This is a genomic window from Pseudomonas sp. FW215-R2 (genome assembly GCF_058789255.1).
The window spans coordinates 264,240-290,680 of record NZ_JBYTBO010000004.1; the positions used below are offsets into that span (position 1 = coordinate 264,240).

Genomic DNA, 26,441 nt, shown 5'->3' on the forward strand with positions numbered 1-26,441 from the left:
CTCGGCGCTATCAGCGTAGCGATGCTTTGCGGGCCACGACATAAGACTGACTCAAGTCCGTGGCCCAACCATCGAGCACACCCTTGACGTTATCGGCCGTCATCACCTGCTTGTCGTTTTCCAGTGGAACGCCTGTGCCCTTGCGGACAACCTTCGCCACGACTTCGCCGGTCGAACCATCCTCGAGGGACACTTCAGTGGCGATTTCACTGTCCTGATCACGAATGCCGGCAGCCGTGCTGACGCCGGCCGCGACCAGGGTGACGGGCAGCCATTCATAAAACCGCAGGCCTTGGGTACTGGTGGCGACCTGCGTGATGGCTGGCCTCACAACCAGTGTGTTCGGGCCGGGCTTCGAAGCTAATGGCAGTATTTTTCCCAGTTCTTGCCTCAGGGCCGCGTCGTAGTAGCCGGTCACACCCGACAGGGTGCTTTGCGGAATCCGGCCAGTCGGCTCGACCTTCGGATAAAACTGGCTTGGTGCCAGATAGACCCGTGTGTAGCGGCCACTCGCCAACGCCGGGCTGATCCAGCTCAATATCGTCTGCCCCGAGGGTGTCTGCTGCTCCTTCAGCGTGCTGTAGTCGTTCAAAAAACCGGAATACATGTCAGGCGCGACCTTTTTATTGCTGCAGGCCGAGAGGCTCAGGCTGGCTGCGAGCAACAGCGCCAGTGAGTGATGGTTTCTCATCAATGCGTTTCCCCTGCGGCCTGAATCTGGCTGAACGGGGTATTTTCAGAACACTCGATGCGCAACTGGCCGTGGGTCATGATCCAGTGAATGAACTCGGCGGTGGGAATGGAGTGGATGTATTCCACCCAATGGCTGTCGGCCGGGCTGAAGCGCTCGAAGTAGCGGCGCATGACGAGCTGGCTCTGGTCCTGGGCGATCCCCAGACAGGTTTCCTGGAAAAAGATCGGCGCATTGAGAGCGCCGGTATTGGTGCGCTGGGTCAGGATCAGTGGACGCACCGCGCCATGCCCCTGAGTGGAATAAGCGCTTTTCATATCCTTCATATGAGCCCCCTTGGATGGAATGCCGGCAGAGTGCCCGAGGTTTTTTGCCCGAGGATGTCTGGCTGATGTCCGCACCGAAGGAATGTTGCTCGATTGAAATATATGACCCCGCCTTCGAAATGGTTTTAGATGCCCTCTTTTGATTCATGGATCCTGCAAACGTGAGCAGACTGCTGATCGTCGATGACGACGTGGAAATTCTGTCCCTGCTGAAGAAGTTCTTCGTTCAGCACGCCTACGACGTCGACGTGGCGCCCGATGGCCAGGCCATGTGGGCCGCCATCGAACAGGCGCGGCCGGACACGATCATTCTTGACCTGATGCTGCCGGGTGAAGGTGGCTTGAGCCTGTGCCAGAAAATCCGCGCGCAGATGGGGATCCCGATCATCATGCTCACGGCCATGGCTGAACTGAGTGACCGGATCGTCGGCCTGGAGCTGGGTGCCGACGATTACCTGACCAAGCCCTTCGCGCCCCAGGAGTTGCTGGCCCGGGTGCGCGCATTGCAACGGCGCGCCGGCGAACAAGGCCAGCGCACCAGCGAACCGGCGCGACCGGTCATGACCTTCGCCGGTTGGCACCTGGACATCACCTGCCGGGAACTGCGCTCACCCGAGGGTGTAATGATCCCGATGTCCGGCGGTGAGTTTGATCTGCTGCTGGTCTTTCTCGAGCATCCCCAGCGCATCCTGACCCGCGAGCAACTGATCGACCTGACCCACGGCCAGGGTCATGAAGCCTTTGATCGCAGCATCGATGTGCAGGTCAGCCGGCTGCGGCGCAAGATCGAACCGGACAGCAAGCGCCCGGACCTGATCCGCACTGTGCGCAATGGCGGCTATATGTTCACGGCCAAGGTCAGCCGTTCATGATCGGCCGACTCTTGCGGCGCGACACCCTCAGTCGCCGGATTGCCCTGACCATCGTTGCGGCGATGATCGCCTCGCTGATTCTCAATGCGCTGTTTGTGCAGGTCGCGGGCATCTGGGCTCGTCCACCCATCGAACGAACCGGATTGCTGGAGCGGATTGCCGCGAGCACCCGCGTGATCGAGGCGGCGCCCGCCCAATTGCGCCCGCAACTGGCGAGCGCGGCCAGCAGTTCGACGCTTGAAGTGTTATGGAATGCGCAACGCAGCCAGTTCAATCTGCCCGGGGACGGCGAACCGGTCGAGACCGGCAAGGTTCCTGCGCTGCGACAATTGCTCGGTGATGACCGGGAAATCGAAGTATTCAACCCCGACGACTGGCCGCCGGGCAGTGCGCAGGCGCATTACGTCGCCCTCGTACCTTTGGCCGATGGCAGCTGGCTGACATTCACGCCACCGGAGCGAAGCTGGGGACTGAGCCTGGATGCCCGGATCGCGGTGATCATTGCTCTGGGCCTGGTCGCGACGTTGCTGGTGGCCTGGATTGCCACCCGCCAACTGGCCAATCCGCTGCAACGTTTTGCCGGCGCCGCGAGGCGTTTTGGCGGTGATTTGAACGCACCGCCCATCGAGATCGAAGGGCCCCACGAAATCCGCCAGGCCATCATCGCCTTCAACACCATGCAGGCGCAGATCCAGCATTTCATTGGCGAACGCACCCACATGCTCGCCTCCATCTCCCATGACTTGCGCGCACCGTTGACCCGGATGCGTCTGCGCAGCGAGTTCATGGAAGACCTCGATCATCAGCAGAAACTGATTCGCGACATTGAAGAAATGCAATCGATGATCAACGCCGCCCTGGCGTTTTTCCGCGAAGGCACACAGCTGGAACAACCTACTGCGTTCGATCTGTCGGAGCTGCTGCAAACCGTCCTTGACGATTACCGCGACCAGAACCTGCTCATCGACTTCAGCGGTCCTGCCCACATGGTCTATGACGGTCGGCCACTGGGGATCAAACGGGTGATCGTCAACCTGCTGGAAAACGCCGTGAAATACGGCGAGCGTCCGCGTATTGCACTGAGTCGCAATGCTCGCTCGATCTGCATCGAAGTCTGCGACGAAGGGCCGGGCATTCCCGAAGAGTCGCTGCAACGGGTGTTCGATCCATTCTTTCGCCTCGAAACCTCGCGCAACCGTGAAACCGGCGGTGTCGGGCTCGGCCTCTCGGCAGCCCGGGCGATTGTTCGTGAACAGGGCGGAGAACTGACCTTGAGCAATCGCCGAGGCTCGGGACTGGTGGCGAGGGTTGAATTGGCTGTTGTCGATTGAGGCTGTCACGTATCCGTTGGCGCTTGTGCCGGGGCCGGAAACCATTTTTCCTTCGGCACGCGTTTTTCTTCTTCGGGGTCACCCAGATAGTGCGGAGACATGATCTGCACGCCGTATTCGTTGAACACATCCTGAATATTGGCGTGCAGCATGCTCAGCAACACGGCACGCGGACGAGGCTGACTGGGAATGGCCTGCGCCACCAGACGGTATTCGGGATAGAAGTCGGACAACGCAGTCTGGAACACTTGTGCTGGCGGAATCTCCAGCACGCCGGGCGTTCGTCGGGCCGCCTCCAGCAACATCGCTTCCACCTGGCGCCACGGTGTGTCGTAGCCGATGGTCACCACCGTGTCGACCACATAACCAGGGCCCTGCACCGTGCGTGAGTAGTTCTTGGTGACCGTGCCGGTGATCATCGAATTGGGCAGCGTCAGCACCTCTCCCAACCCGGTGCGGATGCTGGTGGTGAACATGCCGAGCTCCGTCACCGTGCCTTCATGTTCACCGATTTTCACGAATTCACCTGGGCGCAAGGTTCGGGTGTACGTCAGGATCAGCCCGGCCGCCGCCTGCCCGACCACACTGGTGGCACCCAGCGAAATCATCAGGCCGATCAGCACCGACAACCCTTTGAAGGCGTCAGTGCCGGCGCCGGGCAAATACGGATAGGCCATCGCCAGCGCAAACAGCCAGATCGCCAGAGACGTCAGGCGCTGGGTGGGTTGCAGGGTTTCCTCGTTCAGCCAGTTGAACGTTCCCGGGGTTGCCATGCGCCGCAGCACCCGACGGCTGAACGCCGTGGCGCCTCGGGCAATGAAGAAAATCGCCAGCGCCACGCCCAGCCCGGGGATGGCGCCCACGATGGCCTGCAAGAGATAGCTGGCAACCTCGATGAGGTAGTTGTTGAGGCTCTCACCCCAAGGGCGGGTGTACGGAAACCGCGACAGGACAAAACCCAGCCATTCATACGTCAACAGCAGAATGACGAACCAGCGCAGCAGCCAGAACACGCGAATGACCAGTGGATACAGGTAATTGGCATCCACCACCGGAATTCGTCCGACCTTCAGCGCCTGGGTATGCCGACGCATCAGCTCGGGCAATCTCTTCAGCCATCGACGCTGCAACCAGGCAATGCCCCACAGCAGCACGAAATAAATGCCGGTGGCGAGCGCCGCAGCGCCGAGCGCACGTAGCATCCGATGCAGGCTCCTGGCTTCCTGCGTTTCCGCCACGACCTGACGCAACTTTTCCGCCGCGCCCTGCGCCGCCATCTGCACGGAGGGATAGTCGAGGCTGTCGACATCCTTGGGCGAGACGATAAAGGCCCGTTTGTTGCCCAGCAGCACCAGGTAGTTGTCCTGCATCGGGTCAACAGTGACGGTACGGTCATCCGACTCATCCAGGGCTTCGGCGATGACCGCTTTGGCCCGTTTGACCCGAGATGCCGGCGCCTCCCCGAGCAGCGTGGCGCGAAACACCATGATGCTGCGGTTGGCTACCTTCAACTCGACGGGCTCGTCGGCAGGTTTTGCGCTGTCTTCAGCCCACAGAAGTGTCGAGCAGAACACGCTGAAAACAACCATCAACAACGCAGGCAACCGGCTCCGCATGTGTCAGTTCCTTACGCCACAGTTATGAGTGCGGGAATACAGAACGCAGCGTAGTTCAGCGATCAAGGGTTGTCAGATAGGCAACTCAGCACACCCGCTCAATCTTCCGGAAGCAGACCGCACGATTATCCGGCGACATTTCATCAACGCCGGTCACTGACACATGAAAGGTTTTCCGCCATCGCGTATCACGCTGGCCCTGCTGTTTGGCGGTCTGGCCAACTCAGCCTGCGCCAGTGGTTTTCTGGATGACGCCAAAGGTGAAGTGCTCAGCCGCAACTTCTTCCTGAGCAACGACTACCGTTCGCCCTCTCCCTCCGGGAAGAACTACAAACAGGAATGGGCTCAGGGGTTTATCGGCACTTTCGCATCCGGTTTCACCGACGGAACGATCGGGTTCGGTCTCGATGCCCATGCCTTTTATGGGCTGAAACTGGATGGCGGCCGAGGACATTCCGGCACCGGGCTGTTACCCGTGGACAGCGACGGGCGTAGCGAAAGCGACTATTCCAGCGCGGGCGGTGCGTTGAAACTCAAGGCCTCGAAAACCACCCTCGCCTTCGGCGAAATGACGGTAGAGACGCCCGTGTTCGACACCTCGGACAAACGTCTGCAACCGGAATACGCCACCGGTTTTCTACTCAACAGCCGCGAAATCGACAATGTGAATCTGGTGGCCGGGCATTTTACGGCGTTCAAGAATCAGGACAGCTCTACCGGCAAAGGCGATTTCCAGGGTTATGGCGCCAATACGAAGGCCGGCGGGATCAGCTTCATCGGCGCAGACCTGTTCAGTGAAAGCCCGGTAGGCGGCACTCTGTACGCGTCTGACCTGAGCGAAACCTGGCACCAGTACTACGCCAACCTGCATTTCAAACAGTCCGGCGTATTGATCGACGCCAACGTCTACCACACTCGCGATACCGGGCAGGCCCTGGCCGGCGAAATCGACAACACCGCGTTCAGCCTCTCGGGCAAATACACCTTTGGCGCCCACGCGGTGATGCTCGGCTGGCAACGCATCAACGGTGACACACCATTCGATTTCGTCGGTGGCGACTCGATCTACCTGGCCAACTCGATCAAATACGCCGACTTCAACGGCGCCCACGAGCGCTCATGGCAAGCCCGCTACGACCTCGATCTCGGTGCATTCGGCATTCCCGGCCTGAACTTCATGACCCGCTACGTCTCCGGCAGCCACATCGACGGCACTCACGCGCCCAAGGGCGGCGCCTACAACCCGTTCGACGCAGACAGCGGACAGTTCCAGCCGCAACAAGGCGACGGCGGCAAGCACTGGGAGCGCGACATCGACCTGCGCTACATCGTCCAGTCCGGCGCTGCCAAGGATCTTTCCGTGCAGCTGTCCCACGTCTCGCACCGGGCCAACAGCGCTCAGGCGGGGGATGATATTGACCGGATCTACGTGGTGATTCAGTACCCGTTGGGGTTCTGAATCAGCGCATCGGCGATTGCCCCTCATTGCGGCTTGTGATGCGCGACTTCAATTGATTAATCAATGCGGGGTCCCGCAACTCGACACTCGTTTCCCGACGTAACGCCAGCGGCGTGCCGGTGGACATTTCGCAGTAGCGATAATAACTGTGCGAAAGCCAGTTCCAGCTTCCCACCATTGCGACTTGATCATCAACCAGCAGGATTTTTTCGTGCGTACCTTCGGGAAGGCGGATGACGTTCTCGGGACCGAGCTTGTTTTGATAGGCTTTTATCAAGCCTGTTTCACCGTCATCGGCATTGGGATGCTCGATATGGTCATGCCCGTAGTAGACCTTCACTTCAACACCACGCTGTTGCGCCGCTTGCAGCAGTTTGAGCGGTGGATGGTTATGACTGATTCCCTGGCGAATCCACGGCACCACTGCAACGAAAGAGCGTTGGCTGGACGTAATAAGCGATTCGAATGCCTGGATGTGGTCGCAATCGAAGTAGTGCCTGACGCCACCAGGTGTGACACCGGCAAAGGATGGACTCTGATGCTCCATGCTGACGAAAAACGAGGCAGAGCAGACCCGCGCCATTTTTTCCAGCGATTTTCCGGCGCTTAACAAGCGGTGCTGGTTACCGACAACAATGAATTGTTGCTTGGCCCGCGATACGGCGACGTTCAACAGGTTGGGCTTGCCATTCTGGAAGTGATCGCGATCGGTCCGTTGAAAAATCACCGGTGAATAAATGATCACCTCGAAACCGACACCCTGAAACTGGTGTACCGATCCGATTTTGAGTGCCTTTCGCTGAGCGACCCGCTCGCCATAGGCTTTGATCAACAGGTTTTTCTGATTGGAGTATGGCGTGATGATGCCAACGTCCTGGGTGAGGTCGTAACCAGCCCCCTCCAGCTTGTCCAGCAACAACCCGATTGCCTCGACTTCATCCTGATTGGTATTGGGCATCGGGCCTTTACGACCTTCGACGCCATAGAACATCAGATTGAAACCACCCATGTTGTCGCACGCTGCCTGGATTCGCGGTTCGGCAGGCTGCGTGCACACCTGTACTCCCCTATAGCCGGCGATTTGCATGAACAGTTCGGCAATGGCCGGTCGGCATCGCCGATGCTCGTCGAGCACAATGCCATCGCCCATGTCCGTGACTGCACCGGTCAAGGAACCGGCGGCGCGATGGTAGGCGGTCACCAACATCGGAGACACAGCTTCATACAAAGTATTGTCGACGAAGTATTGGTCCTTGAGCTTGCCGGCCATGGCCGAGCCAAGCGTGCGGATCGGCTCGATCTGCAGCGGGTCGCCCACGACGATGCTTCTTTCGCTGCGTGCCAGCAACGGAACCAGCGACTCTGCGGAAACCATCCCCGCCTCATCCACCAGGCTCAGTGCGTAGGGGCTGAATCCGTTGAGGTCAGCGAGTTTGTATCCTGGCAGCTTCTGCACCGATGCCAGCGTCGAGGCCATGACCGGATAAGCAAGGCTGATCAACCGATAGAACTCTTGCAGTTTGTCCTTCCATTTGTAAAAACCGCTGTCGGTCTGGCCGTCGAGCATATTGCACCAGAGAGGCAATACCTGCCCCAGCGCCTCTTTCTGTCGGAGCAGCTCCTGCCAGAGGTAGTCAATGGCGTGCTCAAACAGCGCGCGTTGCTGTGTGATGAAGCGCAGACGCAACACCTCTATCCAGTCGCCTTCCGGGAACTCAGCGTAAAAGCTGTCACGGGCCGCCTCGTAACGCCGCCAGTCGCTGGAACGTTGTTTGACCTCGTCAATGGTCTTGGCCAGTAGCTTGAGCGACACCTCCCGGGCGGTTTCCGGCGGCCCCACTCTCAAGGTCTGAAATATCTGCTCGGCATTACCGGCGCCGAATACGTCACCCCGATTGCGGGCCAGTTCCGCGAGGTGTGCATGATCGAGGCGATCGAGCCCGTAGGTCTTCATGTCCTCGGGGCAGCTCTTTTTCAGGTGGTCGAACGCACGGGTATATTTGCGGCGAGAGATCCATGCACGCAGCGATGCCATAAAACCCGTCGGGTAGTCGGCAAAATGGTGCTGGAGTGTTTCGCTGAGTGTGCTCTCGAGCCACGGCTGATACGCCGTCTCATCAAATGGAGCATCAATGAGTTTTGTGTATCTGCGAGACAAGTGGTCTTTCGCTTGCGTGTATCTGACTTTGTCGGCAGCCAGCGCATCCAGCGCACCCTTGCAGTGGCTGGTTAGAACAGCGTAATCCAGCGACTGCTCCGGTTTATCGATCAGGCCCAGCGCTTTGCTGCTTTCGCACACGCTGCTGATCGATGCGTCCAGTCGCTCGCGAAAAATTTCGGGTGAAAGATCCGAAAAGGCAGAGCGAGCCTCCCCGAAACCTGCAAGCAATCGCAGATACGTCACGTAAAAACCATCAATCGTTTGCTGGATCCCGACGATCCGGTCCGCTAAGGCGTTCTGCTTTTCCTTGTCGTAGGACTGCTCGTCGAGTTGGCGCAGAAGCGTGTGCACCCGATCAATTTCAGAGGTGACCTGTGCCTTGTCCCCGCACAGAAAATAGAACCAGCTGAAATCTTTCAGGCAAGGGTCGTCACGCAAATCGTCAATGACGTTCTCCACCGCTTTTTTGGCCGTCGATGTCACGACGACGCCCAGGTTACGGTCTTCTCCGGCGATACAGACTAATGCCCTTTCGACAATCCGGCTGGCAATCAACGACTTGAACAAGGTCGTTTTGCCTGTGCCGGGAGCGCCCTGGACTGCCACCAGCGGTACGCCGCTGGCAACCTGGGTCAACGTTTGCATTTGCCCCCTGCCCAGAGGGTATTTACGCTCGAACAGGCCATACGGAAAGCGTGAGAACTGGTTGCGCGGCGCCGGGTTGCCGAGCGAACGCTGCATTATGTACCGCTGCAGCAAAGGCGAGGCTTTCAGGTCGGGACGTTGAAGCAGGACCTTGTAGTCCTTGAGTTGCTCGCGAGAGTTGAAGTCGCTGACCACTGGATGACAGATCAGCCCGGTCACGGCTTTTTCCAGGTACACATCGGCAACATCGTTACGGATGGCTTTCAACCCTGCGAGGCGATAATTGATCCAGGCCAGAAACGACCGGAAAACCGCGACGAAGGTTTCACCCTGCTTTCCCGTACAGGCTGCGGCCAGGCTCATCATGTGACGTTCGGCGCCCAACTCTTGTAAATCGACGTCCAGGTATGCCCGAAACGCGTCGATATCGGGAACCACTTCAACCCCTTGCTTGACCGGGACGCACACACTCAATTCGGACTGGGTATGCCAGTTATCAGGCAATGAGTAACGGAAAAGCGGAACGAAAAACGTTTGTTTTCCCTCGATCACGCGCAACAGTGGAAAGCCAAGTTGCAGGGCCTCAGCCTGAGCAATGCCCTCTTCACTGACTTTGACAAAGCGTTCTTCGAGCACTTGGGTCTGATCAGCAGGCAGCGAAAAACGAAACCCGGTCGAGTCCTCTTCGACATTGTCTGCAGAGAGCCTGACGTGTTGTTCCTGATAAACATCGGTCTCTTTCACCCGGCTCTTGGCCAACCCGGTCGCTTCGACAAAAGCACACCATCCGCGAAGTACGTCCATGTCTTGCTGATTGCCTTGCATTGTTTTATCCGAGCCTGAAGCGAAAAAAGAGGCGTGATTCTACGGCAGTGGCTTATTGATGGCACCCCTCGCCCGATAAGAACAGGTAATTGGCGGAAGGCAGCCGGAGTCGAACCTGCCCGGGAACGGATGCCGTCCCCAACCGGGTTTGAAGCCCGGCCGCGCCACCGGGCGCGATTGCCTTCCTTGAACTCAGTCGGCGCCGGGGTTGGCCAGCGCGTTGTCGAAGCGGATTTGCCGGCCCTCGCCGAGACGCCGGGTCAGGCCGAGGCGGTCGAAGTATTCGAGGATCTGGATACTGCGTTTGCGTCCCAAGCCTAGCGCATCGCGGAACGCCGTGACTTGAATCGGCGGATTTTCTTCACTCAGGCGCAACAGCACGGCCGCCATTTGCCGCAGGGTGATGTCGGTGAAGAACAGATCCCGTACCACCTGATGCATCACGCCCAGCCGCGCCAGTTTGCGCAGTAACAGCCGAACGGTGGCGTCGTCCTGGCCCACGGCTTTGGCCACGTCGCGTATCCATGGTGGGTCGAAGCCGGTCTGTTCGAACAGCGGCTGCAAGGCTTGCCACAAGTTTTCGTCGTCGGCGCTCAGGCGAACCTGATGATCCGGCAAATGCAGCCACGGGCCGCTGGCGGTGAGTGAGCCGGCGCTGCGCAGTTCCTCCAGCAGGCTGATGAAGGTCGAATGCTCGATGTTCAGTCCGCTGAAGCGCCGCAAACGATCACGGTCGGGGCCCATCTGGTCGGGTTCCAGTTCATGGAAACGCGCCAGTTGCTCCAGCAGCGTGAACTTCAGAATGCCCCAGCGCTGGGCATTGAACAGCCTCTGCCCCTGACGGGTTTCGATCAGGCGGACGTTGTCCGGCAGCGCCCAGCCTTCACGCGGACGGTTGAACTGACGCTCCAGACGCTGCGGATCAATGCCGCTTTCGCTGTATTCCAGCAACGTCTGCAACGCTTGTTCAAGATCACTGCTGATCGCCAGCGCCCGCAATTGCGCCAGACGCCCAGGGCTGCGCCGTTGCCGGGCCGGGGCGAACGGGTCGAGCAACTGACCGCCACCGAGCGTGCGCTGGGCACTCGAGTCGCGCAGGATCAGTCTGTCGCCCTTCACGCCATGCACCGGGGTATTGGTCAGCAATTGCGCAAACATGCGCTCGCCCGGAAGCAGTCGTGGGCCTTCCAAGAGCGCCACACGGGCAATCACGTCTTGCGTGCCGAGGTGCAGATGCACGGGTTGAAAGTGTTCGAAGGTGCGCGTCTCATCGGGCAGCAACTGGAAGTCGATATCCAGGCGTTGAGTCGGTGCGAACAGTGCTTCGGCGAGCAGCCATTGCCCGCGATGGATGTGCCCGAGCTCCAGACGATCACCGCTGATGTTCAGGGCAACACGTTGGCCGGCAAACGCCAGTTCTGCGGGTTGATTCTGGGCATGCAGCCCCCTCACCCGTACCGTTTTGCCCTGCGGCCCGAGGATCAGTTTGTCGCCCACAGCGACCATTCCCGACAGCGCCGTGCCCGTCACGACAATCCCGGCACCGGCCACGCTGAATGCCCGGTCGATGGCCAGACGAAATCCACCCTCGCGACTACGTTTCAACACTTCACTTTGCACCTGCAACAAAGCCTGCCGCAGGGCATCGACACCCTCTTCCGTCACACTTGAAACCGCCAGCATCGGCGCCCCGGCAAACGGACCGGGCGCCAACAGGGCTTCGATTTGTTGGCGAACCTCCACCACCCTGCCCGCCTCGACCCGATCAACCTTGGTGATCGCCACCAGCGCCCGGGGAATCCCCAGCAACTCGACGATCGCCAGATGCTCGCGGGTCTGCGGCATCACGCCGTCATCCGCCGCCACCACCAGCAACACCAGATCAATGCCTTGGGCGCCGGCGAGCATGTTGTGAGTGAATTTCTCGTGCCCCGGCACATCGATGAAACCGGTCAGCCCCGTTCCGGGCACCAGTTCGGCGTAGAGATAACCGAGGTCGATGGTCATGCCCCGCTCGCGCTCCTGCGGTCGGCGGTCGCCGGATTGACCGGTCAGCGCCTGAAGCAGCGAGGTCTTGCCGTGGTCGATGTGCCCGGCGGTGCCGACGATCATGTCTGCAACGGCCCGAGCTGCGCCAGCCACGCCGGTTCGTCGTCGAGTTGCCGCAGATCCAGCCACAGCGCGTCATCGTCGATCCGACCCAGCACCGGTATCGGCAACTCGCGCAACGCGGTCTGCAGATTCAACAGAGAGCGCCCACGCAGGCGTTTCGAAACCTGCGGCCGCACACACAACGCGGCACTCGGCAAACGCGCCACCGGTTGGCTGCCGCTGCCGATCATGCCCAGCGCCGCCACGGCAGTGACGGTCCAGCCTTCACCGAGAACGCCGGTCAATACCGGTTGCAGGCGTTCGGCCTGAGCCAGGATTTCATCTTGCGGGCGGGTCAGCAGACGCAAGGTCGGCAAACGCTCAGCCAGGCGATCCGGATCACGATAGAGCCCGAGCACCGCTTCCAGCGCCGCCAGTGTCATCTTGTCGACCCGCAAGGCGCGTTTCAGCGGGTTTTTCTTGATTTTCGCGATCAGCTCCTTGCGCCCGACAATCACGCCGGCCTGAGGCCCGCCGAGCAGTTTGTCGCCACTGAAGGTGACGATATCCGCGCCATCGAGCAGCGCCTGACGCACCGTCGGTTCCGCCGGCAACCCCCAGCGGGTCAAGTCCAGCAGACTACCGCTGCCGAGGTCTTCAAGCAGTGGCAAGCCATGACGATGGGCCAGTTCGGCCAGTTCGGATGTGGGGACGCGGGCGGTAAAACCCTCGATGCTGTAGTTGCTCGCATGCACGCGCATGATCAAGCCGCTGCGCGGGCTGATCGCCGCTTCGTAATCCCGGGCGTGGGTGCGATTGGTGGTGCCGACCTCATGCAGGCGCACACCGGCGCGGGCCATGATGTCGGGGATGCGAAAGGCGCCGCCGATTTCGATCAGCTCACCGCGAGAGATGATGCCTTCCTTGCGTGCGCCGAGGCTGTTGAGCGTCAGCAGCACCGCCGCAGCATTGTTGTTGACCACGGTGACGGCTTCAGCGCCGGTCAATTCGCGGATCAGGCCTTCGGTCAGATCGTCGCGGTCGCCACGCTTGCCGCTGGCCAGGTCGAACTCCAGATTCAACGGATAACGCGCCGCCAGTTGCACGGCTTCGATGGCTTCCTCCGGCAGCAGCGCGCGGCCAAGGTTGGTGTGCAAAACCGTACCGGTCAGGTTGAACACCCGCCGCACCTGACTGCGCTGCTGTATCGACAGGCGTTCAGCGACCCTGCCGGCCAGTGCTTCGGGGCTGATTTCAACGGCGGACAACTGCCCCGCCACCACTGTTTTGCGTAAATCGTCCAGCAACTGGCGTAACGCAGCCAGCAGCGCCTCACGCCCGTGGCGTTCGGCCAATGGCTGCAAGGCGATATGACGCAACAGACTGTCGATGGATGGCAAACGCTGGGCAACACTGGCAGGCATCAGGCGCTCCGGATAAAAAGCCGTTGCGCCAGAGTGTAGACGCTCGGTTCATTCGTCTCCGGGCGCCAGCAACAGATTCGGCGCCAATCGCTGATAACCGTCCTGGGCCAGACGCATGTCCAGCAGCAGACTGCTCAAATCCGCCGACAGCGCTTCAGCGTCCGCATCGTTCTCCAGGTACAGCAATTTCAGGTAGCTGTTACAACTCGGGCAGACCTCCGCCCGCAACGGCGCCTGATTGGCAGCGTGACGATCATCCTCAAGGCTCAGGTATTCCAGCCCTTTGCTCTGTTCGCAGTACACGCATTTGACCCGCACCACATGCCATTCACAGGCACACAGCGAACACACCAGATAGCGCAAGCCATTGTGTTTGCCGCGATGGCGGATCACCCCGGCCATGGCCGGCGATCCGCAGGCCGGGCATTGGCTGAGGCTGTTGCCGGGCGCCAGTTGCAGATTGGGTGCACTCAGCAGCCAATGGCTCCAGGCCGCTTGTAGCGCCGCGCCAAGGAACGGCACCAACGCCGCCGGCACCAGCGAATACTGACCGCTGACCAGCGCCACGGCCCAGGCCCGCAACTGACCGGCGCTGGCAAGTCGCAACGTTGTCAGCGCTTCGGCCACGGCGGTTTGCTCCGGTGCGTTGTAGCGTTGCAGCAAGGCGTCGAGGTACGCCTGCCACGCGTCCTCGCGGATCAAGGTATCGGCGGCGAACGGCGGCATGCCGTGTTGCCGGCAGACTTCGATCCGTTGCTCATCGATCGGCCCGGTCGAAGGCGGATCGTCGAGGATCTGCTGCTGCACGCGACACAACCCGGCGATCAGGCGCAGGTAGTCGGCCAGCGGATGGCCGGCCGCCAAGCGTTCCAGACGTTCGGCGCGCAGCAGGAAAAGATTGTGCGGCGGCAAATACAGAAACGGCGGCGCACTGGCCGCCGCTTCGATTTCCCCGGGTTCAAGAATGGTTGGCAAATGTCAGCCCTTTTTGGTGACCGGTCGCTCCGGTGTTTCCTTGGAAACGACCTCGCGAAACCAGAGTGCGTGATGTTTCTTCGCCCAGGCGCGACTGACCCAACCATGCAGCATCGCGTCCACCGAGCCCTTGATCCAGATGCCGGCATAGATGTGCACGATGATGCTCAGGATCAGCACAAACCCCGCCAGTGCATGCAGCAACATCGCCCAGCGAATTGTGGTGATGCCGAAGTAATGACTGAAGTACGCGCGCCAGATCACCAGCCCCGTGAACAACAGCCCGAGCATGCACAGCAGTAAAGTCCAGAACAGCATTTTTTGCCCGGCGTTGTATTTGCCCACCGGCGGCACAGTCTCTTCGTCATTGACCAGCACCCGGTCGATGCGCCGCAGCCACTTCCAGTCGTTGTCGATGAAGAAGTTGGAACGCCAGAAACGAAACACCAGGCCAAGGAACAGCACGAACATCAGCACGCCCATGAACGGGTGCAGGATCCGCGTCCACGGCCCGCCGCCGAACAGGTTGGTCAACCAGAACATCGACGGATGAAACAGCGCCAGCCCCGAAAGCCCGGCCATGAAGAACAGAATCGCCACCAGCCAGTGGTTGGTGCGCTGGTTGGCGGTGTAGCGCAGGATCGTCTTGTTGCTCATGGCCGGTCCTCCCCGCGTGGATCGAAGGTGTGCACCGCCGGGTCGACCACGTGTACCGAGGTGTCGGGCGGTTCCGGGTGATCATCCTCTTCGGTGCGGTTCGGGCCGATCCGCACGTAATGGAAGAACCCGGCCAGCACCGCCGCACCCATGGCCAGCAGGCCCAGGGGTTTGCTGATGCCTTTCCACAACCCTACCAAAGGACTGATCGCCGGATTCTCCGGCAGCCCGGCGTAGATCTTCGGCGTGTCGGCATGATGCAGCACGTACATGACATGCGTGCCGCCGACGCCTGCCGGGTCATACAGGCCCGCATTGTCGAAACCACGGCTCTTCAGGTCGACGATGCGTTCGGCGGCGTGGGTCTTCATGTCCTCTTTGGAGCCGAAGACAATCGCCCCGGTCGGGCAGGTTTTCACGCAGGCCGGTTCCAGCCCTACCGCCACCCGGTCCGAACACAGCGTGCATTTGTAGGCCTTGTGATCCTTCTGCGAAATGCGCGGAATGTTGAACGGGCAACCGGTGATGCAATAACCACAACCGATGCAGTGATCCTGATCGAAGTCGACGATGCCGTTGGCGTGCTTGATGATCGCCCCCGGGCTCGGGCATGCCGCCAGACAACCAGGCTCGGCGCAGTGCATGCAGCCGTCCTTGCGGATCAGCCATTCGAGGTTGCCGGCGTCGGTTTCGTGCTCGGTAAAACGCATCAACGTCCATGATTCGGCGCTCAGATCCTGCGGGTTGTCGTAGGTGCCGTGGTTGTGGCCGACCTCGTCGCGCAACTCGTTCCATTCCGAGCACGCGACCTGGCAGGCCTTGCAGCCGATGCATTTGGTGGTATCGATCAGCTTGGCGACTTCCTCCTGATTGCGCACCGAGGGTGCCGGGGTCGTGGTGGCCGAGCGGGCAATGATGTCTTGGCTGGCCATTTATAGTTTCTCCACGTTGACCAGGAATGACTTGGATTCCGGGGTCTGGGTATTGCCATCGCCGAGGAACGGCACCAGGGTGTTGGTCAGGTAACCGTGACGCGTCAGGCCGGTGAAACCCCAGTGCAGCGGGATGCCGATCTGATGCACGACCTGGCCGTTGACCTGCAACGGCCGAATCCTTTTGGTCACCACTGCCACCGCTTCGATGAACCCGCGCTTGCAGCTGACCCGCACCCGATCACCGGCAGCGATGCCCTTCTCTTTCGCCAGCACTTCGCCGATTTCCACGAACTGCTCCGGCTGGGCAATCGCGTTCAAGCGGCAGTGCTTGCTCCAGAAGTGGAAATGCTCGGTCAGCCGATAGCTGGTGGCGGCGTATGGGTAATCCTTGGCCACGCCGAGGCTGTCCCACACCGAATCGAAGATCCGCGCCGCCGGGTTGCTGGTGGCTTTCTTGTTGTCCGGGTGCAGCGGGTTGATACCGATCGGCGTTTCGAACGGCTCGTAGTGCTCGGGGAATGGCCCTTCGTTCATCTTGTCGACGGCGAAGAACCGCGCCACGCCTTCGGGGTTCATGATGAACGGGTTCATCCCGGCTTCCGGCGGCACGTCAGCCTTGTAGTCCGGCACGTCGGTGCCGCCCCAGGCCTTGCCGTTCCACCACACGAGGCGTTTTTTCGGATCCCACGGTTTGCCCGAGACATCCGCCGAGGCGCGGTTGTAGAGAATCCGCCGGTTCGCCGGCCAGGCCCACGCCCAGCCCTGGTGCTGATGCATGCCGTAAGGGTCGGAATTGTCGCGCCGGGCCATCTGGTTACCGGCCTCGGTCCAGCTGCCGCAGAAAATCCAGCAACCGGACGCCGTGCTGCCGTCATCCTTGAGCTGGGCGAACGCCGCCAGTTGCGAGTTGCCCTTGATCACCGCGCCCGTGGCGTCGGTGAAATCGGTGGTGGCGTAGCCGTTGACCTCCTTGGCGATTTCTTCCGGCGACGGTTCTTCCGGAATCTTGTACGGCCAGGACAGTTTGAGGATCGGATCGGGATAGGCCCCGCCCTCGGTCTGATAACGCTGACGCAGGCGCATGAACAGCTCGGTCATGATCCGCACGTCGGTACGCGCCTCGCCCGGGCCGTCGGCGCCTTTCCAATGCCATTGCAGCCAGCGGCTGCTGTTGACCAGCGAGCCGTCCTCTTCGGCAAAGCAGGTGGTCGGCAGGCGAATGACTTCGGTCTGGATGTCGGCACTCTTCACATCGTTGTACGGCCCGACGTTTTCCCAGAATTGCGAGGTTTCGGTGGCCAGCGGATCCATCACCACCAACCATTTCAGTTTGGCCAGCGCCGCCATCACCCGGTTCTTGTCCGGCAGTGCGGCAATCGGGTTGAAACCCTGGCACATGTAGCCGTTGACCTTGCCTTGCCCCATCAGGTCGAACACTTTGAGGATGTCGTAGTTGGGGATGTCGAGTTTCGGCAGATAGTCGTAGGCCCACTGGTTTTCGGCCGTGGCATTGGCGCCGTACCAGGCTTTCATCAGGCTGACGTGGAACTTGCTGTAGTTCTGCCAATAGGACAACTGCCCCGGCCGCAACGGCAATTGCGTGCGTTTTTTGATGTAGGCGGTGTAGTCCTGTTCGGCGTCGGTCGGCAGCGTCAGGTAACCCGGCAACGAGTTGGAAAGCAACCCGAGGTCCGTCAGACCCTGAATGTTCGAGTGCCCGCGCAAGGCGTTGACCCCACCACCCGGCATGCCGACGTTGCCCAGCAACAGTTGCACCATCGCCGCACTGCGGATGATCTGCGAGCCGATCGAGTGCTGGGTCCAGCCCAGCGCGTAGAGAATGGTCATGGTCTTGCCCGGCGTCGAGCAAGTGGCGATTTCCTCCCAGATTTTCTGCATCGCATCGACCGGCATGCCGCAGATCTGGCTCGCCAGGTCGATGTTGTAGCGGCTGTAATGCTGCTTCATCAACTGATAGACGCAGCGCGGGTCCTGCAGGGTCGGGTCGACTTTGGCAAAGCCGTCCTCGCCCAGTTCGTAACCCCAGGAGGATTTGTCGGTGTAGGTGCGTTTGGCTGCGTCGTAACCGGTGAACAGTCCGTCCTCGAAGCCGAACCCGGCTTTGACGATGAACGACACGTCGGTGTAGTTGCGCACGTATTCGTGCTGGATCTTGTCTTCGGTCAGCAGGTAATTGATCAGCCCGCCCATGAACGCGATGTCGCTGCCGGTGCGAATCGGCGCGTAGTAATCGGCCACGGAGGCGGTTCGGGTAAACCTCGGGTCGACCACAATCAGCCGCGCGGCGTTGTGCGCCTTGGCTTCGGTCACCCATTTGAAGCCGCACGGATGCGCTTCAGCGGAGTTGCCGCCCATCACCAGGATCAGATTCGCGTTGGCGATATCGGTCCAGGTGTTGGTCATGGCTCCACGGCCGTACGTCGGGGCAAGACTTGCCACCGTCGGGCCGTGTCAGACACGCGCCTGGTTATCGAACCCCAGCATGCCGAGACTGCGAACCACCTTGTGGGTGATATAGCCCGCTTCGTTGGACGCCGCCGAGGCCGCGAGGAACCCGGTAGTCAGCCAGCGATTCACCGTTTGCCCCTGGGCGTTCTTCTCGACGAAATTGGCGTCGCGGTCGGCCTTCATCAGGTCGGCGACGCGGTCGAGCGCTTCGTCCCAGGTGATCCGGGTCCATTCGCTGCTGCCGGGCTTGCGCACCTGCGGGTACTGCAAGCGGCCGGGGCTGTGAATGAAGTCCAGAAGACCCGCGCCTTTCGGGCACAGCGTGCCGCGGTTGACCGGGTGGTCGGCGTCGCCCTCGATATGGATGATGTTTTGCGCAACGTTCTTCGCCGTATCGCCCTGGCTGTACATGATCAAGCCGCAACCGACCGAGCAATACGGGCAGGTGTTGCGGGTTTCATGGGTGTGGGCAAGCTTGAAGTGGCGCACCTGCTCGGCGAAGGCCAGCGTCGGGGCCATGCCCAACGCGCCCAGGCTAGAGCCTGCAAGGCCGATACCGGCGACCTTGAAGAACTGACGACGGCTGAGATCCATCGTGCACTCCTGATCAGGTGGAACCCGGTACTTGAGCCGGGTTTTTCTGGACAAACACGGTTGCGGCAGACAAATGCCGATTCTTTCACTCTAGACAACGTGCGCTTGCCCAGTGTGAAAACCGACCGTCGGCCATTCATCGGTCACAAGTTCGCGCCCACAGGGGATGGAGGTTTATCATCCCGGGCACGACCCATCTCCGCCTTCAGAGACCGCGCATGACTTTCGATTTTGATCAGGTATTCGACCGCCACAACACCGGCAGCACCAAGTGGAGCCGCTATGCGGCCGACGTGTTGCCGATGTGGGTCGCTGACATGGATTTCGCGGCACCACCGGTAGTCATCGAGGCGCTGCAACAGCGTCTGCTGCACCCGTTGGTGGGTTACAGCGTGGCCCAGGACAATCTGCGCGAAGCCATCGTTGCCGACCTGTGGGACAAATTCGCCTGGCGCGTGAAACCACAGGAGCTGGTGTTCCTGCCGGGTGTCGAGTCGGGTTTCAACATGGCGCTCAAAGCGTTGGTACAGCCGCAGCAGAACGTCGTGGTGCAAACCCCGAACTACCCGCCGCTGCGTCACGCGCCGGGCCATTGGGGTCTGAACCGGGTCGAGCTGGAATTCACCGCCCAGGCCGACGGCACCTACGCCACGCCGCTGGACGCCTTGCGTGAATCCCTGACCGGTGGCGGCGCCCTGCTCCTGAGCAACCCGCACAACCCGATCGGCAAGGTCTTTGGCCGTGAAGAACTGCAAGCGGTCGCGGACATCTGCGTGGCGCAGGACGCCTGGATCATCTCTGACGAGATCCATGCCGAGTTGTGCTACGACGGTCGCGTGCACATTCCGACCGCGTCCCTGAGCCCGGAGATCGCCCGTCGCACCATCACCCTGATGTCGGCGAGCAAGGCCTACAACATTGCCGGCCTCAAGACCTCGTTCATGATCATTCAGGACAGTGCCCTGCGCGAACGGGTCAACCACGCCCGCTGCGGCATGGTCGACAGCGTCAATCCGCTGGGTATGGAAGCCACTCGCGTGGCCTACAGCGAGGCCGGTCCGTGGCTGAAGGAACTCAAACAATACCTGCAAGCCAACCGTGATTTTCTGGTCGAAGCGGTTCGTAGCCGTCTGCCGGGCGTGACGATCAACGTGCCACAGGGCACTTATCTGGCGTGGCTCGATTGCTCGGTGCTTGGGCTGGACAATCCGCAGCAGTTCTTCCTCGAACAGGCCCGCGTCGGGCTCAGCCCGGGACTGGATTTCGGTGATCACAGCCAGCAATTCGTGCGCCTGAACTTCGGTTGCCCGCGCTCGCTGCTGGAAGAAGGCATCGCGCGGATGGAACGCAGTCTGGCCCAACGCAAGGCCTGACACCGACGCAAAAAAAAAAGCCCGGCCTTCATGGCCGGGCTTCTTTTTGTCATTTCATCGACTGGGCGATGATCTCCACCAGATTCATCTGATTGAACGGTTTCGACAGCCGCGGCAACTCCGCCGCAAAGCCTTCGAGGCGCTCGGCATAACCGGTGGCCAGGATGATCGGCAGGTCCGGCTTGAGCAAACGTACTGCGTGGGCCAGTTGCGCGCCGCTCATCTTCGGCATGGCCATGTCGGTGATCATCAGGTCGATGACTTCCCCTTGGTCGAACAATTCCAGAGCTTGCGCACCGGATGCCGCGCCGATGACCCGGTGCCCGAGATCCTCCAGCAACAGGCTGGTACTGGTGCGCACCAGGCTGTCATCGTCCACCACCAGAACACTGAGTCGCGGCACTGACGCCGTGGATGGCCTCGGGCTCAGAGGTTTGGCCGCCACCCCGTCGACGGCGACCGGCAGCCAGAGTTCCGCACAAGTCCCCTGCCCCTTCACGCTTTTAAGAATGAAACGCCCGCCCAGCTGTTCGATGAAGCCGTGCACCATCGACAACCCCAGCCCCGTGCCCTTGCCCAGGCCTTTGGTGGTGAAGAACGGATCGGTCGCCGAGGCCAGTGTCTCGTCGTCCATGCCTTCGCCGGTGTCGGTCACGCTCAGGCAGACATAACGCCCCGCTGCCAGGCTCGACTGGCTCTGCTCCAGATCCACTTGCGGCTGCGCGCCGATGACCACGCTGCCGCCCTCGGGCATCGCATCCCGCGCGTTGTTGGCCAGGTTGAGCACCGCCAGTTCGAGCTGGTTGGTATCGGCCAGCACCGTTTCGAGATTTTCCGGAAACTGCGTTTCGATGCGAATCCCCGGCCCCAGTGAACTGCGCAACAGGCCGGTAATGCCTTGCACCAGTTTCGGAATGTCCACGGCTTCGGTCTTGAGTTCCTGGCGCCGGGCGAAGGCCAGCATGCGCTGGGTCAGTGACACTCCACGCAATGCGCCCTGGGTGGCGTTTTCCAGCAGACGACTGACCTTCGGATCGTCGCCGACACGTTTGCGCACGATCTCCAGGTTACCGAGGATCACCGTCAGTAGATTGTTGAAGTCATGGGCGATACCGCCGCTGAGTTGGCCGATGGCCTGCATCTTCTGCGCCTGGAACAGCGCCTCGCGGGTTTGCTCCAGTGCCAGTTGCGCCTGGTGGGCTTCGGTCACGTCCCGGGTGATCTTGGCAAAGCCGAGCAGCGTGCCGGTCTCGCCGCGAATCGCATCGACCACCACATGCGCCAGAAACCGCGTGCCGTCCTTGCGCAGGCGCCAGCTCTTGTTCTCGAAGCGCCCTACGCGCACGGCGGTTTCCAGGGCGCGTTGCGGCTCCCCTGTCTCACGGTCTTCCGGGGTGTAGAACATCGAGAAATGCTTACCGATGACTTCGTCCGGCGCATAACCCTTGATCCGCTGCGCGCCGGGGTTCCAGTTGGTTACGCGACCTTCCGGGCTGAGCATGTAGATCGCGTAATCGGTGACGCCCTGCACCAGCAGCCGGAACTGCTGTTCGCTTTGCTTGAGGGTTTCCTCGGCCATCTTGCGGTCGGTGAGGTCGCGGGTGATCTTGGCAAACCCAAGCAACTGCCCGCTCGGGCTGAAAATCGGGTCGATCACCACGTGGCACCAGAAGTGCGTGCCATCCTTGCGCACCCGCCAGCCCTCACCTTCGAACCGCCCTTCGCGGATCGCCGTATCCAGTGCGCGCTGCGGCATGCCGACGGCGCGATCTTCATCGGTGTAGAACCGCGAAAAGTGCTCGCCGAGAATCTCGGCTTCCTCATAACCCTTGAAGCGTTTGGCCCCGGAGTTCCAGCTGGTGATGATGCCGCTGGGGTCGATCATGTAGATCGCGTAATCGACCACGGCATCGATCAGCAGGCGAAAGCGCATTTCTTCGATCGCAGCGGACTTCTTGTTCTCGCTCATCAGGCTTGGCTCAAAGCAGATTTTCAATAACAGGAGTATGCGTCAAACCGGCGGATTGGAAAGGCGCATCTGCATGGTCGAGCTGCCACCAGCGCGGCAACAACTGTTGGATCCGGCGCTCGGCGAAACGGTCGTCGATCAGCATGACCACACCGCGATCCTGCTGGGTGCGGATCACCCGCCCGGCGGCCTGCACCACTTTCTGCACGCCGGGGAACAGGTAGGTGTAGTCATAACCGGCACCGAAGATCGCCGCCATGCGCCGTTTCATCTGTTCGTTGACCGGGTTGAGCTGCGCCAGACCCAGCGTGGCGACGAAGGCACCGATCAGCCGGGCACCGGGCAGGTCGATACCTTCGCCGAACGCGCCGCCGAGTACCGCAAAACCGATGCCCTGGCTGTGCGTCGTGAACTGATCGAGAAACGCCTGCCGCTGCCCTTCGGCCATGCCCCGCGATTGCTGCCAGAGCGTGATGTGCGGATGCCGTTCAGCGAGCAGTTGCGCGACCTGTTGCAGGTAATCGAAGCTGCTGAAGAACGCCAGATAGTTGCCCGGGCGCTCGCCAAACTGGCGGGCGATCAGCTCGACAATCGGTTCGAGCGACGCCTGACGATGGGTGAATCGGGTGGAGATCTGGCTGATGATCCGCACCTGCAACTGTTCGGCGCTGAACGGCGATTCAACGTCGATCCACACCGTGTCGGCCGGGGTGCCGAGCAAGTCGGCGTAATAGTGGCGCGGGCTGAGGGTCGCGGAGAACAGCACGCTGCTGCGGGCCGATTTCAGGCGCGGACCGAGCAGCGCGGCCGGCACCACGTTGCGCAGGCATAGTTGCGACAACGGGCGTTTGCGGTCGATGTCACGCTTGCTGATGTCGAACAGGTAGTGCGCGTCGAACAACTCCGCTACGCGACCGAATTGCAGCATTTCGAAGTAGACATTCTGCAAGCCACTGTCGAGTCCTTGCGGGTGGTCGTTGAGGTAATCGCCGATGCTCGCGCTGCACGACATGATCGCTTGCAGCAGTTTTTCCGGCGCCTTGTCGTAAGCCTGATACGGCGCCAGTTGCGCGTTGTGCAGGGCATTCCATTCACGGTTGACCCGCTGCAAAGGCTTTTTCAAAACCTCGGGCGCGGTTTTGCGCACGTCATTGAAGATCGCCTGATCGAGGGTGGCGCTGTACATCTGCCGCCCGCGCTCGACCAGGTTGTGCGCCTCGTCCACCAGCACCGCGACCTTCCATTGATTGAGCTGGGCCAGGCCGAACAGCAGCGCGCTGAAATCGAAGTAATAGTTGTAGTCCGCCACCACCACATCGGCCCAGCGCGCCATTTCCTGGCTCAGGTAATACGGACACACCGAGTGTTGCGCGGCGACATCGCGGAGCGCTGCCTGATCCATCAATTGCAATCGGCTGGCGGCTTCACGTGCCGCCGGCAGTTGATCGTAAAATCCTTGGGCCAACGGGCAGGACTCGCCATGACAGGCCTTGTCGGGATGCTCGCAAGCCTTGTCCCGGGCGACCATCTCCAGCACCCGCAGTGGCAGGGTTTCGCTGCGATCGAACAGCACTTGCGCCGCGTCCAGTGCCAGTTTGCGTCCCGGGGTCTTGGCGGTCAGGAAATACACCTTGTCCAGTTGCTGCGGCGCCAGCGCCTTGAGCATCGGGAACAGCGTGCCGAGGGTCTTGCCGATGCCGGTGGGGGCCTGGGCCATCAGGCAGCGGCCGGTGCTGACGGCTTTGAACACCGATTCGGCGAGATGACGCTGGCCGGTGCGGAACTCTGGATGGGGAAAGTTCAACTGCTGCGCCGCGTGATTGCGGGCCTCACGGTGGGCCATTTCCTGTTCGGCCCATGCCAGGAACAAGCCACATTGTTGTTCGAAGAATCCGCGCAAGGTTTCGGCGCTGAAGGCTTCGACCAGACAGGTTTCCTTTTCGCTGACGATATCGAAGTACACCAGCGCCAGATTGATCTGCTCCAGCTGCAACCGGCAACACATCAGCCAACCGTAGATCTTCGCCTGCGCCCAGTGCAGCGCGCGGTGGTTGGCCGGTTGTTTGCTCAGGTCGCCACGGTAGGTTTTGACTTCCTCCAGACAGTTCTGCGTCGGATCGTAGCCGTCCGCCCTGCCCTTGACCTTCAAAGTGCGAAATTCACCTTCCAGCGCGACTTCGCTCTGATAGGCGTCATTGCGCCGCGAGGCGACGGTGCGGTGACCGGCGATACCTTCCAGCGCGGTGGGCGACGGTGTGAAGCGCAAGTCCAGGTCGCCGCACTTGGCGGTGAACTCGCACAACGCCCGCACCGCAATGCTGTAGCTCAAGCGCCCTGCTCCGCCCATTGCACGTAACACACGGCCACCGGCATCTGGTGCGTATGGCAAAACTCCAGCCAGCGAAGTTGGTTGTCCTGCAAGCGGTCGCCGGGGCCTTTGACTTCGATCATCCGGTAGGTCTTGTGCTGCGGCCAGAACTGGATCAGGTCCGGCATGCCGGCGCGGTTGGCCTTGATGTCCAGCAAAAGGCGATTGAACCAGTGCTTGAGGTGTTCGGCCGGCAGGCAGGTCAGCGCTTGCTCCAGCAGTTCTTCATTGAGCGCCCCCCAGAACACGAAAGGCGACTGAATGCCCCACTTGGTGGCAAATCGGCTGCGGATGGTGTCGGCATAACGGCCGTCGTCGAGTTCCGCCAGGCAGGCCTCGAACAGTTCGGCCCGACGGCCCTGAAAATCCTCATGAAGCAAATCTGCCGGCCCACGCTGGAACGGATTGAAAAACGCGCCCGGCAGCGGCGCGAAAATCGCCGGCCAGCACAACAGGCCGAACAGTGAATTGATCAGGCTGTTTTCCACGTAATGCACCGGGCCTGCGTCTTCATGCAGGTGCGCCTGCACGTGATATTCCACCGACAGCGACGGATCGAGCCGTTCCAAGTGCAGATCCAGCCGTTCCACCGGTCTTGGCGCAACGCGTTTGAGCGCCGGCCCGCCGAGTTTGCGCCGCAGACGTGGCAGCGCCCGTTGCAGGCCCTGTTGTTCGGCGGCGCTTTCCGGCGCCTGTTCGGCCAGCGTGCCCAACTCCAGCGCCAGCGCATATTCGCCACAGCGCTCCAGCACCCGAATCATCCGCAACCGCGCGCCGGGGTAGGCGCAGTCGCGATACAGGCTCAAGGCCAGGGCAAACTCTTCGATGCGTTCGCAATGCTGGCCGATCTGGAACAGCAAATTGCCGAGCCGACGCTGCAGCCACGGGTTGTCGAACTGCAAAGCGCTCAGCTTTTCGGCAATCGGCTCAAGCGCCTCGCCCGCTTCGAAACGTTGCTGACAATCGTGCAGGAACAGGCAGGCATCGACGTCGGCCCGGCTGCGCAGGCCCCGGGAATCGGCGCTGAATTCGACTTTTTCGTAGGTGAAGATCCCGAGATCAGCGAGGACAAACTCCGACCAATCCTGATACAGGTTGCCGAAGAACATCAGGCGAAACCGGTCGCACAGGTCCATCAGCGTCAGGCTGAACAATCGATCTGCAATCGCCGGGCACCAGTCGTGCCAGCGGCGTGATTCGGGAAACTGCTCATGCAGGCCCGGCAGCCAGTCGACTTTGCGGCCCTTGGGCGAGTCGATCGCCGGGCCGAACGCTTGCAGGACTTCGGCCTTCAAACACAGATCGAACAACTCCGGCATCGACAGCAGCGCCTGCTCATCCAGCCAACCATGATCGAGCAACGGCTGCGCGGCCAACGCGATGTCGCCAATTTCCGCATAACTGAGCTTGCCCGCCCGAAAATGCACGCCCTTGCGCATCACCATCCGCACCAGCAAACCCTGGGACCCGCGAGGCAGTGCCTTGAAGTCGCTGATGAAAGCATGTTCCGTTTCGCTCATCACATCGGCATAACGAAGCTCAAGCCAGTCAAGCACTTGCCGGAAGTTGTTGAGGTAATAGAACGGATCGTCGAGGGGGCTGGAAGTCACGGTGATAAGGGGCCATGGCGAACGAATACTGGTTATGCGTACAGATACCA

Annotated in this window: 17 protein-coding genes and 1 tRNA gene; 4 read left to right on the forward strand and 14 right to left on the reverse strand. The window is 60.9% G+C overall.

The features are described 5' to 3' along the window. Positions 1–10 precede the first annotated feature (10 nt). Both AC3WRD_RS08005 and AC3WRD_RS08010 read right to left on the reverse strand, forming a co-directional pair. Positions 11–691, reverse strand: a complete 681-nt coding sequence (locus AC3WRD_RS08005; protein ID WP_102619866.1) for a DUF3313 domain-containing protein — start codon at positions 689–691, stop codon at positions 11–13. Continuing rightward, the gene (locus AC3WRD_RS08010; RefSeq protein ID WP_096820422.1) at positions 691–1,017 is read right to left on the reverse strand and encodes a hypothetical protein; all 327 of its coding nucleotides are present in this window, start codon (positions 1,015–1,017) and stop codon (positions 691–693) included. Before AC3WRD_RS08010 ends, AC3WRD_RS08005 begins: the two co-directional genes overlap by 1 nt. 146 nt (positions 1,018–1,163) lie before the next feature. On the opposite strand from AC3WRD_RS08010, the gene AC3WRD_RS08015 reads away from it, so the two are divergent. After that, positions 1,164–1,889: a response regulator gene (locus AC3WRD_RS08015; RefSeq protein WP_102619865.1), complete on the forward strand. Its 726-nt coding sequence runs from the start codon at positions 1,164–1,166 to the stop codon at positions 1,887–1,889. Then, the gene (locus tag AC3WRD_RS08020) at positions 1,886–3,220 is read left to right on the forward strand and encodes an ATP-binding protein (protein ID WP_102619864.1); all 1,335 of its coding nucleotides are present in this window, start codon (positions 1,886–1,888) and stop codon (positions 3,218–3,220) included. Before AC3WRD_RS08015 ends, AC3WRD_RS08020 begins: the two co-directional genes overlap by 4 nt. A 5-nt stretch (positions 3,221–3,225) precedes the next feature. On the opposite strand, the gene AC3WRD_RS08025 is transcribed toward AC3WRD_RS08020, so the two are convergent. Beyond that, positions 3,226–4,836 carry a mechanosensitive ion channel family protein gene (locus AC3WRD_RS08025; protein ID WP_102619863.1) on the reverse strand — a complete coding sequence of 537 codons (1,611 nt, stop codon included), beginning with the start codon at positions 4,834–4,836 and terminating at the stop codon, positions 3,226–3,228. Between the two features lie 163 nt (positions 4,837–4,999). Between AC3WRD_RS08025 and AC3WRD_RS08030 the strand changes: the two genes are divergently transcribed. Beyond that, a complete protein-coding gene (locus tag AC3WRD_RS08030; RefSeq protein WP_102619862.1) occupies positions 5,000–6,295 on the forward strand; it encodes an OprD family porin in 1,296 nt (431 codons plus the stop codon). A 1-nt stretch (position 6,296) separates the two neighbouring features. On the opposite strand, the gene AC3WRD_RS08035 is transcribed toward AC3WRD_RS08030, so the two are convergent. The 8 genes from AC3WRD_RS08035 to fdnG form a co-directional block, all read right to left on the reverse strand. Beyond that, on the reverse strand, positions 6,297–9,926 hold the full coding sequence (locus tag AC3WRD_RS08035) for an AAA domain-containing protein (RefSeq protein WP_102619861.1): 3,630 nt from the start codon (positions 9,924–9,926) through the stop codon (positions 6,297–6,299). Between the two features lie 90 nt (positions 9,927–10,016). Beyond that, positions 10,017–10,112, reverse strand: a tRNA-Sec gene (locus tag AC3WRD_RS08040). A 6-nt stretch (positions 10,113–10,118) separates the two neighbouring features. Next, complete coding sequence (gene selB, locus AC3WRD_RS08045; protein ID WP_102619860.1) at positions 10,119–12,038, reverse strand: selenocysteine-specific translation elongation factor; 1,920 nt, start codon at positions 12,036–12,038, stop codon at positions 10,119–10,121. Beyond that, complete coding sequence (selA, locus tag AC3WRD_RS08050) at positions 12,035–13,441, reverse strand: L-seryl-tRNA(Sec) selenium transferase (protein WP_102619859.1); 1,407 nt, start codon at positions 13,439–13,441, stop codon at positions 12,035–12,037. Before selA ends, selB begins: the two co-directional genes overlap by 4 nt. A 48-nt stretch (positions 13,442–13,489) precedes the next feature. Next, entirely contained in the window at positions 13,490–14,416 is a 927-nt protein-coding gene (fdhE, locus tag AC3WRD_RS08055; RefSeq protein WP_102619858.1) for a formate dehydrogenase accessory protein FdhE, read from the reverse strand. Positions 14,417–14,419: 3 nt separating this feature from the next. Then, entirely contained in the window at positions 14,420–15,073 is a 654-nt protein-coding gene (locus tag AC3WRD_RS08060; RefSeq protein WP_102619857.1) for a formate dehydrogenase subunit gamma, read from the reverse strand. Continuing rightward, entirely contained in the window at positions 15,070–16,005 is a 936-nt protein-coding gene (gene fdxH, locus AC3WRD_RS08065; protein ID WP_096820413.1) for a formate dehydrogenase subunit beta, read from the reverse strand. The genes AC3WRD_RS08060 and fdxH overlap by 4 nt, the downstream gene beginning before the upstream one ends. Next, complete coding sequence (fdnG, locus tag AC3WRD_RS08070; protein WP_146013081.1) at positions 16,006–19,071, reverse strand: formate dehydrogenase-N subunit alpha; 3,066 nt, start codon at positions 19,069–19,071, stop codon at positions 16,006–16,008. It lies immediately after the preceding gene. Positions 19,072–19,289: 218 nt separating this feature from the next. On the opposite strand from fdnG, the gene AC3WRD_RS08075 reads away from it, so the two are divergent. Then, positions 19,290–20,444, forward strand: a complete 1,155-nt coding sequence (locus tag AC3WRD_RS08075; RefSeq protein WP_102619855.1) for a MalY/PatB family protein — start codon at positions 19,290–19,292, stop codon at positions 20,442–20,444. A gap of 49 nt (positions 20,445–20,493) precedes the next feature. Here AC3WRD_RS08075 and AC3WRD_RS08080 read toward each other — a convergent pair whose 3' ends face one another. From AC3WRD_RS08080 to AC3WRD_RS08090, 3 genes are read right to left on the reverse strand one after another with little or no spacing between them, the layout of a single operon-like run. Further along, a complete protein-coding gene (locus tag AC3WRD_RS08080; RefSeq protein WP_102619854.1) occupies positions 20,494–22,413 on the reverse strand; it encodes a hybrid sensor histidine kinase/response regulator in 1,920 nt (639 codons plus the stop codon). A gap of 10 nt (positions 22,414–22,423) precedes the next feature. Continuing rightward, positions 22,424–24,742: an ATP-dependent DNA helicase gene (locus AC3WRD_RS08085; RefSeq protein WP_102619853.1), complete on the reverse strand. Its 2,319-nt coding sequence runs from the start codon at positions 24,740–24,742 to the stop codon at positions 22,424–22,426. After that, positions 24,739–26,391 carry a VRR-NUC domain-containing protein gene (locus AC3WRD_RS08090; protein ID WP_102619852.1) on the reverse strand — a complete coding sequence of 551 codons (1,653 nt, stop codon included), beginning with the start codon at positions 26,389–26,391 and terminating at the stop codon, positions 24,739–24,741. The genes AC3WRD_RS08085 and AC3WRD_RS08090 overlap by 4 nt, the downstream gene beginning before the upstream one ends. Positions 26,392–26,441 lie beyond the last annotated feature (50 nt).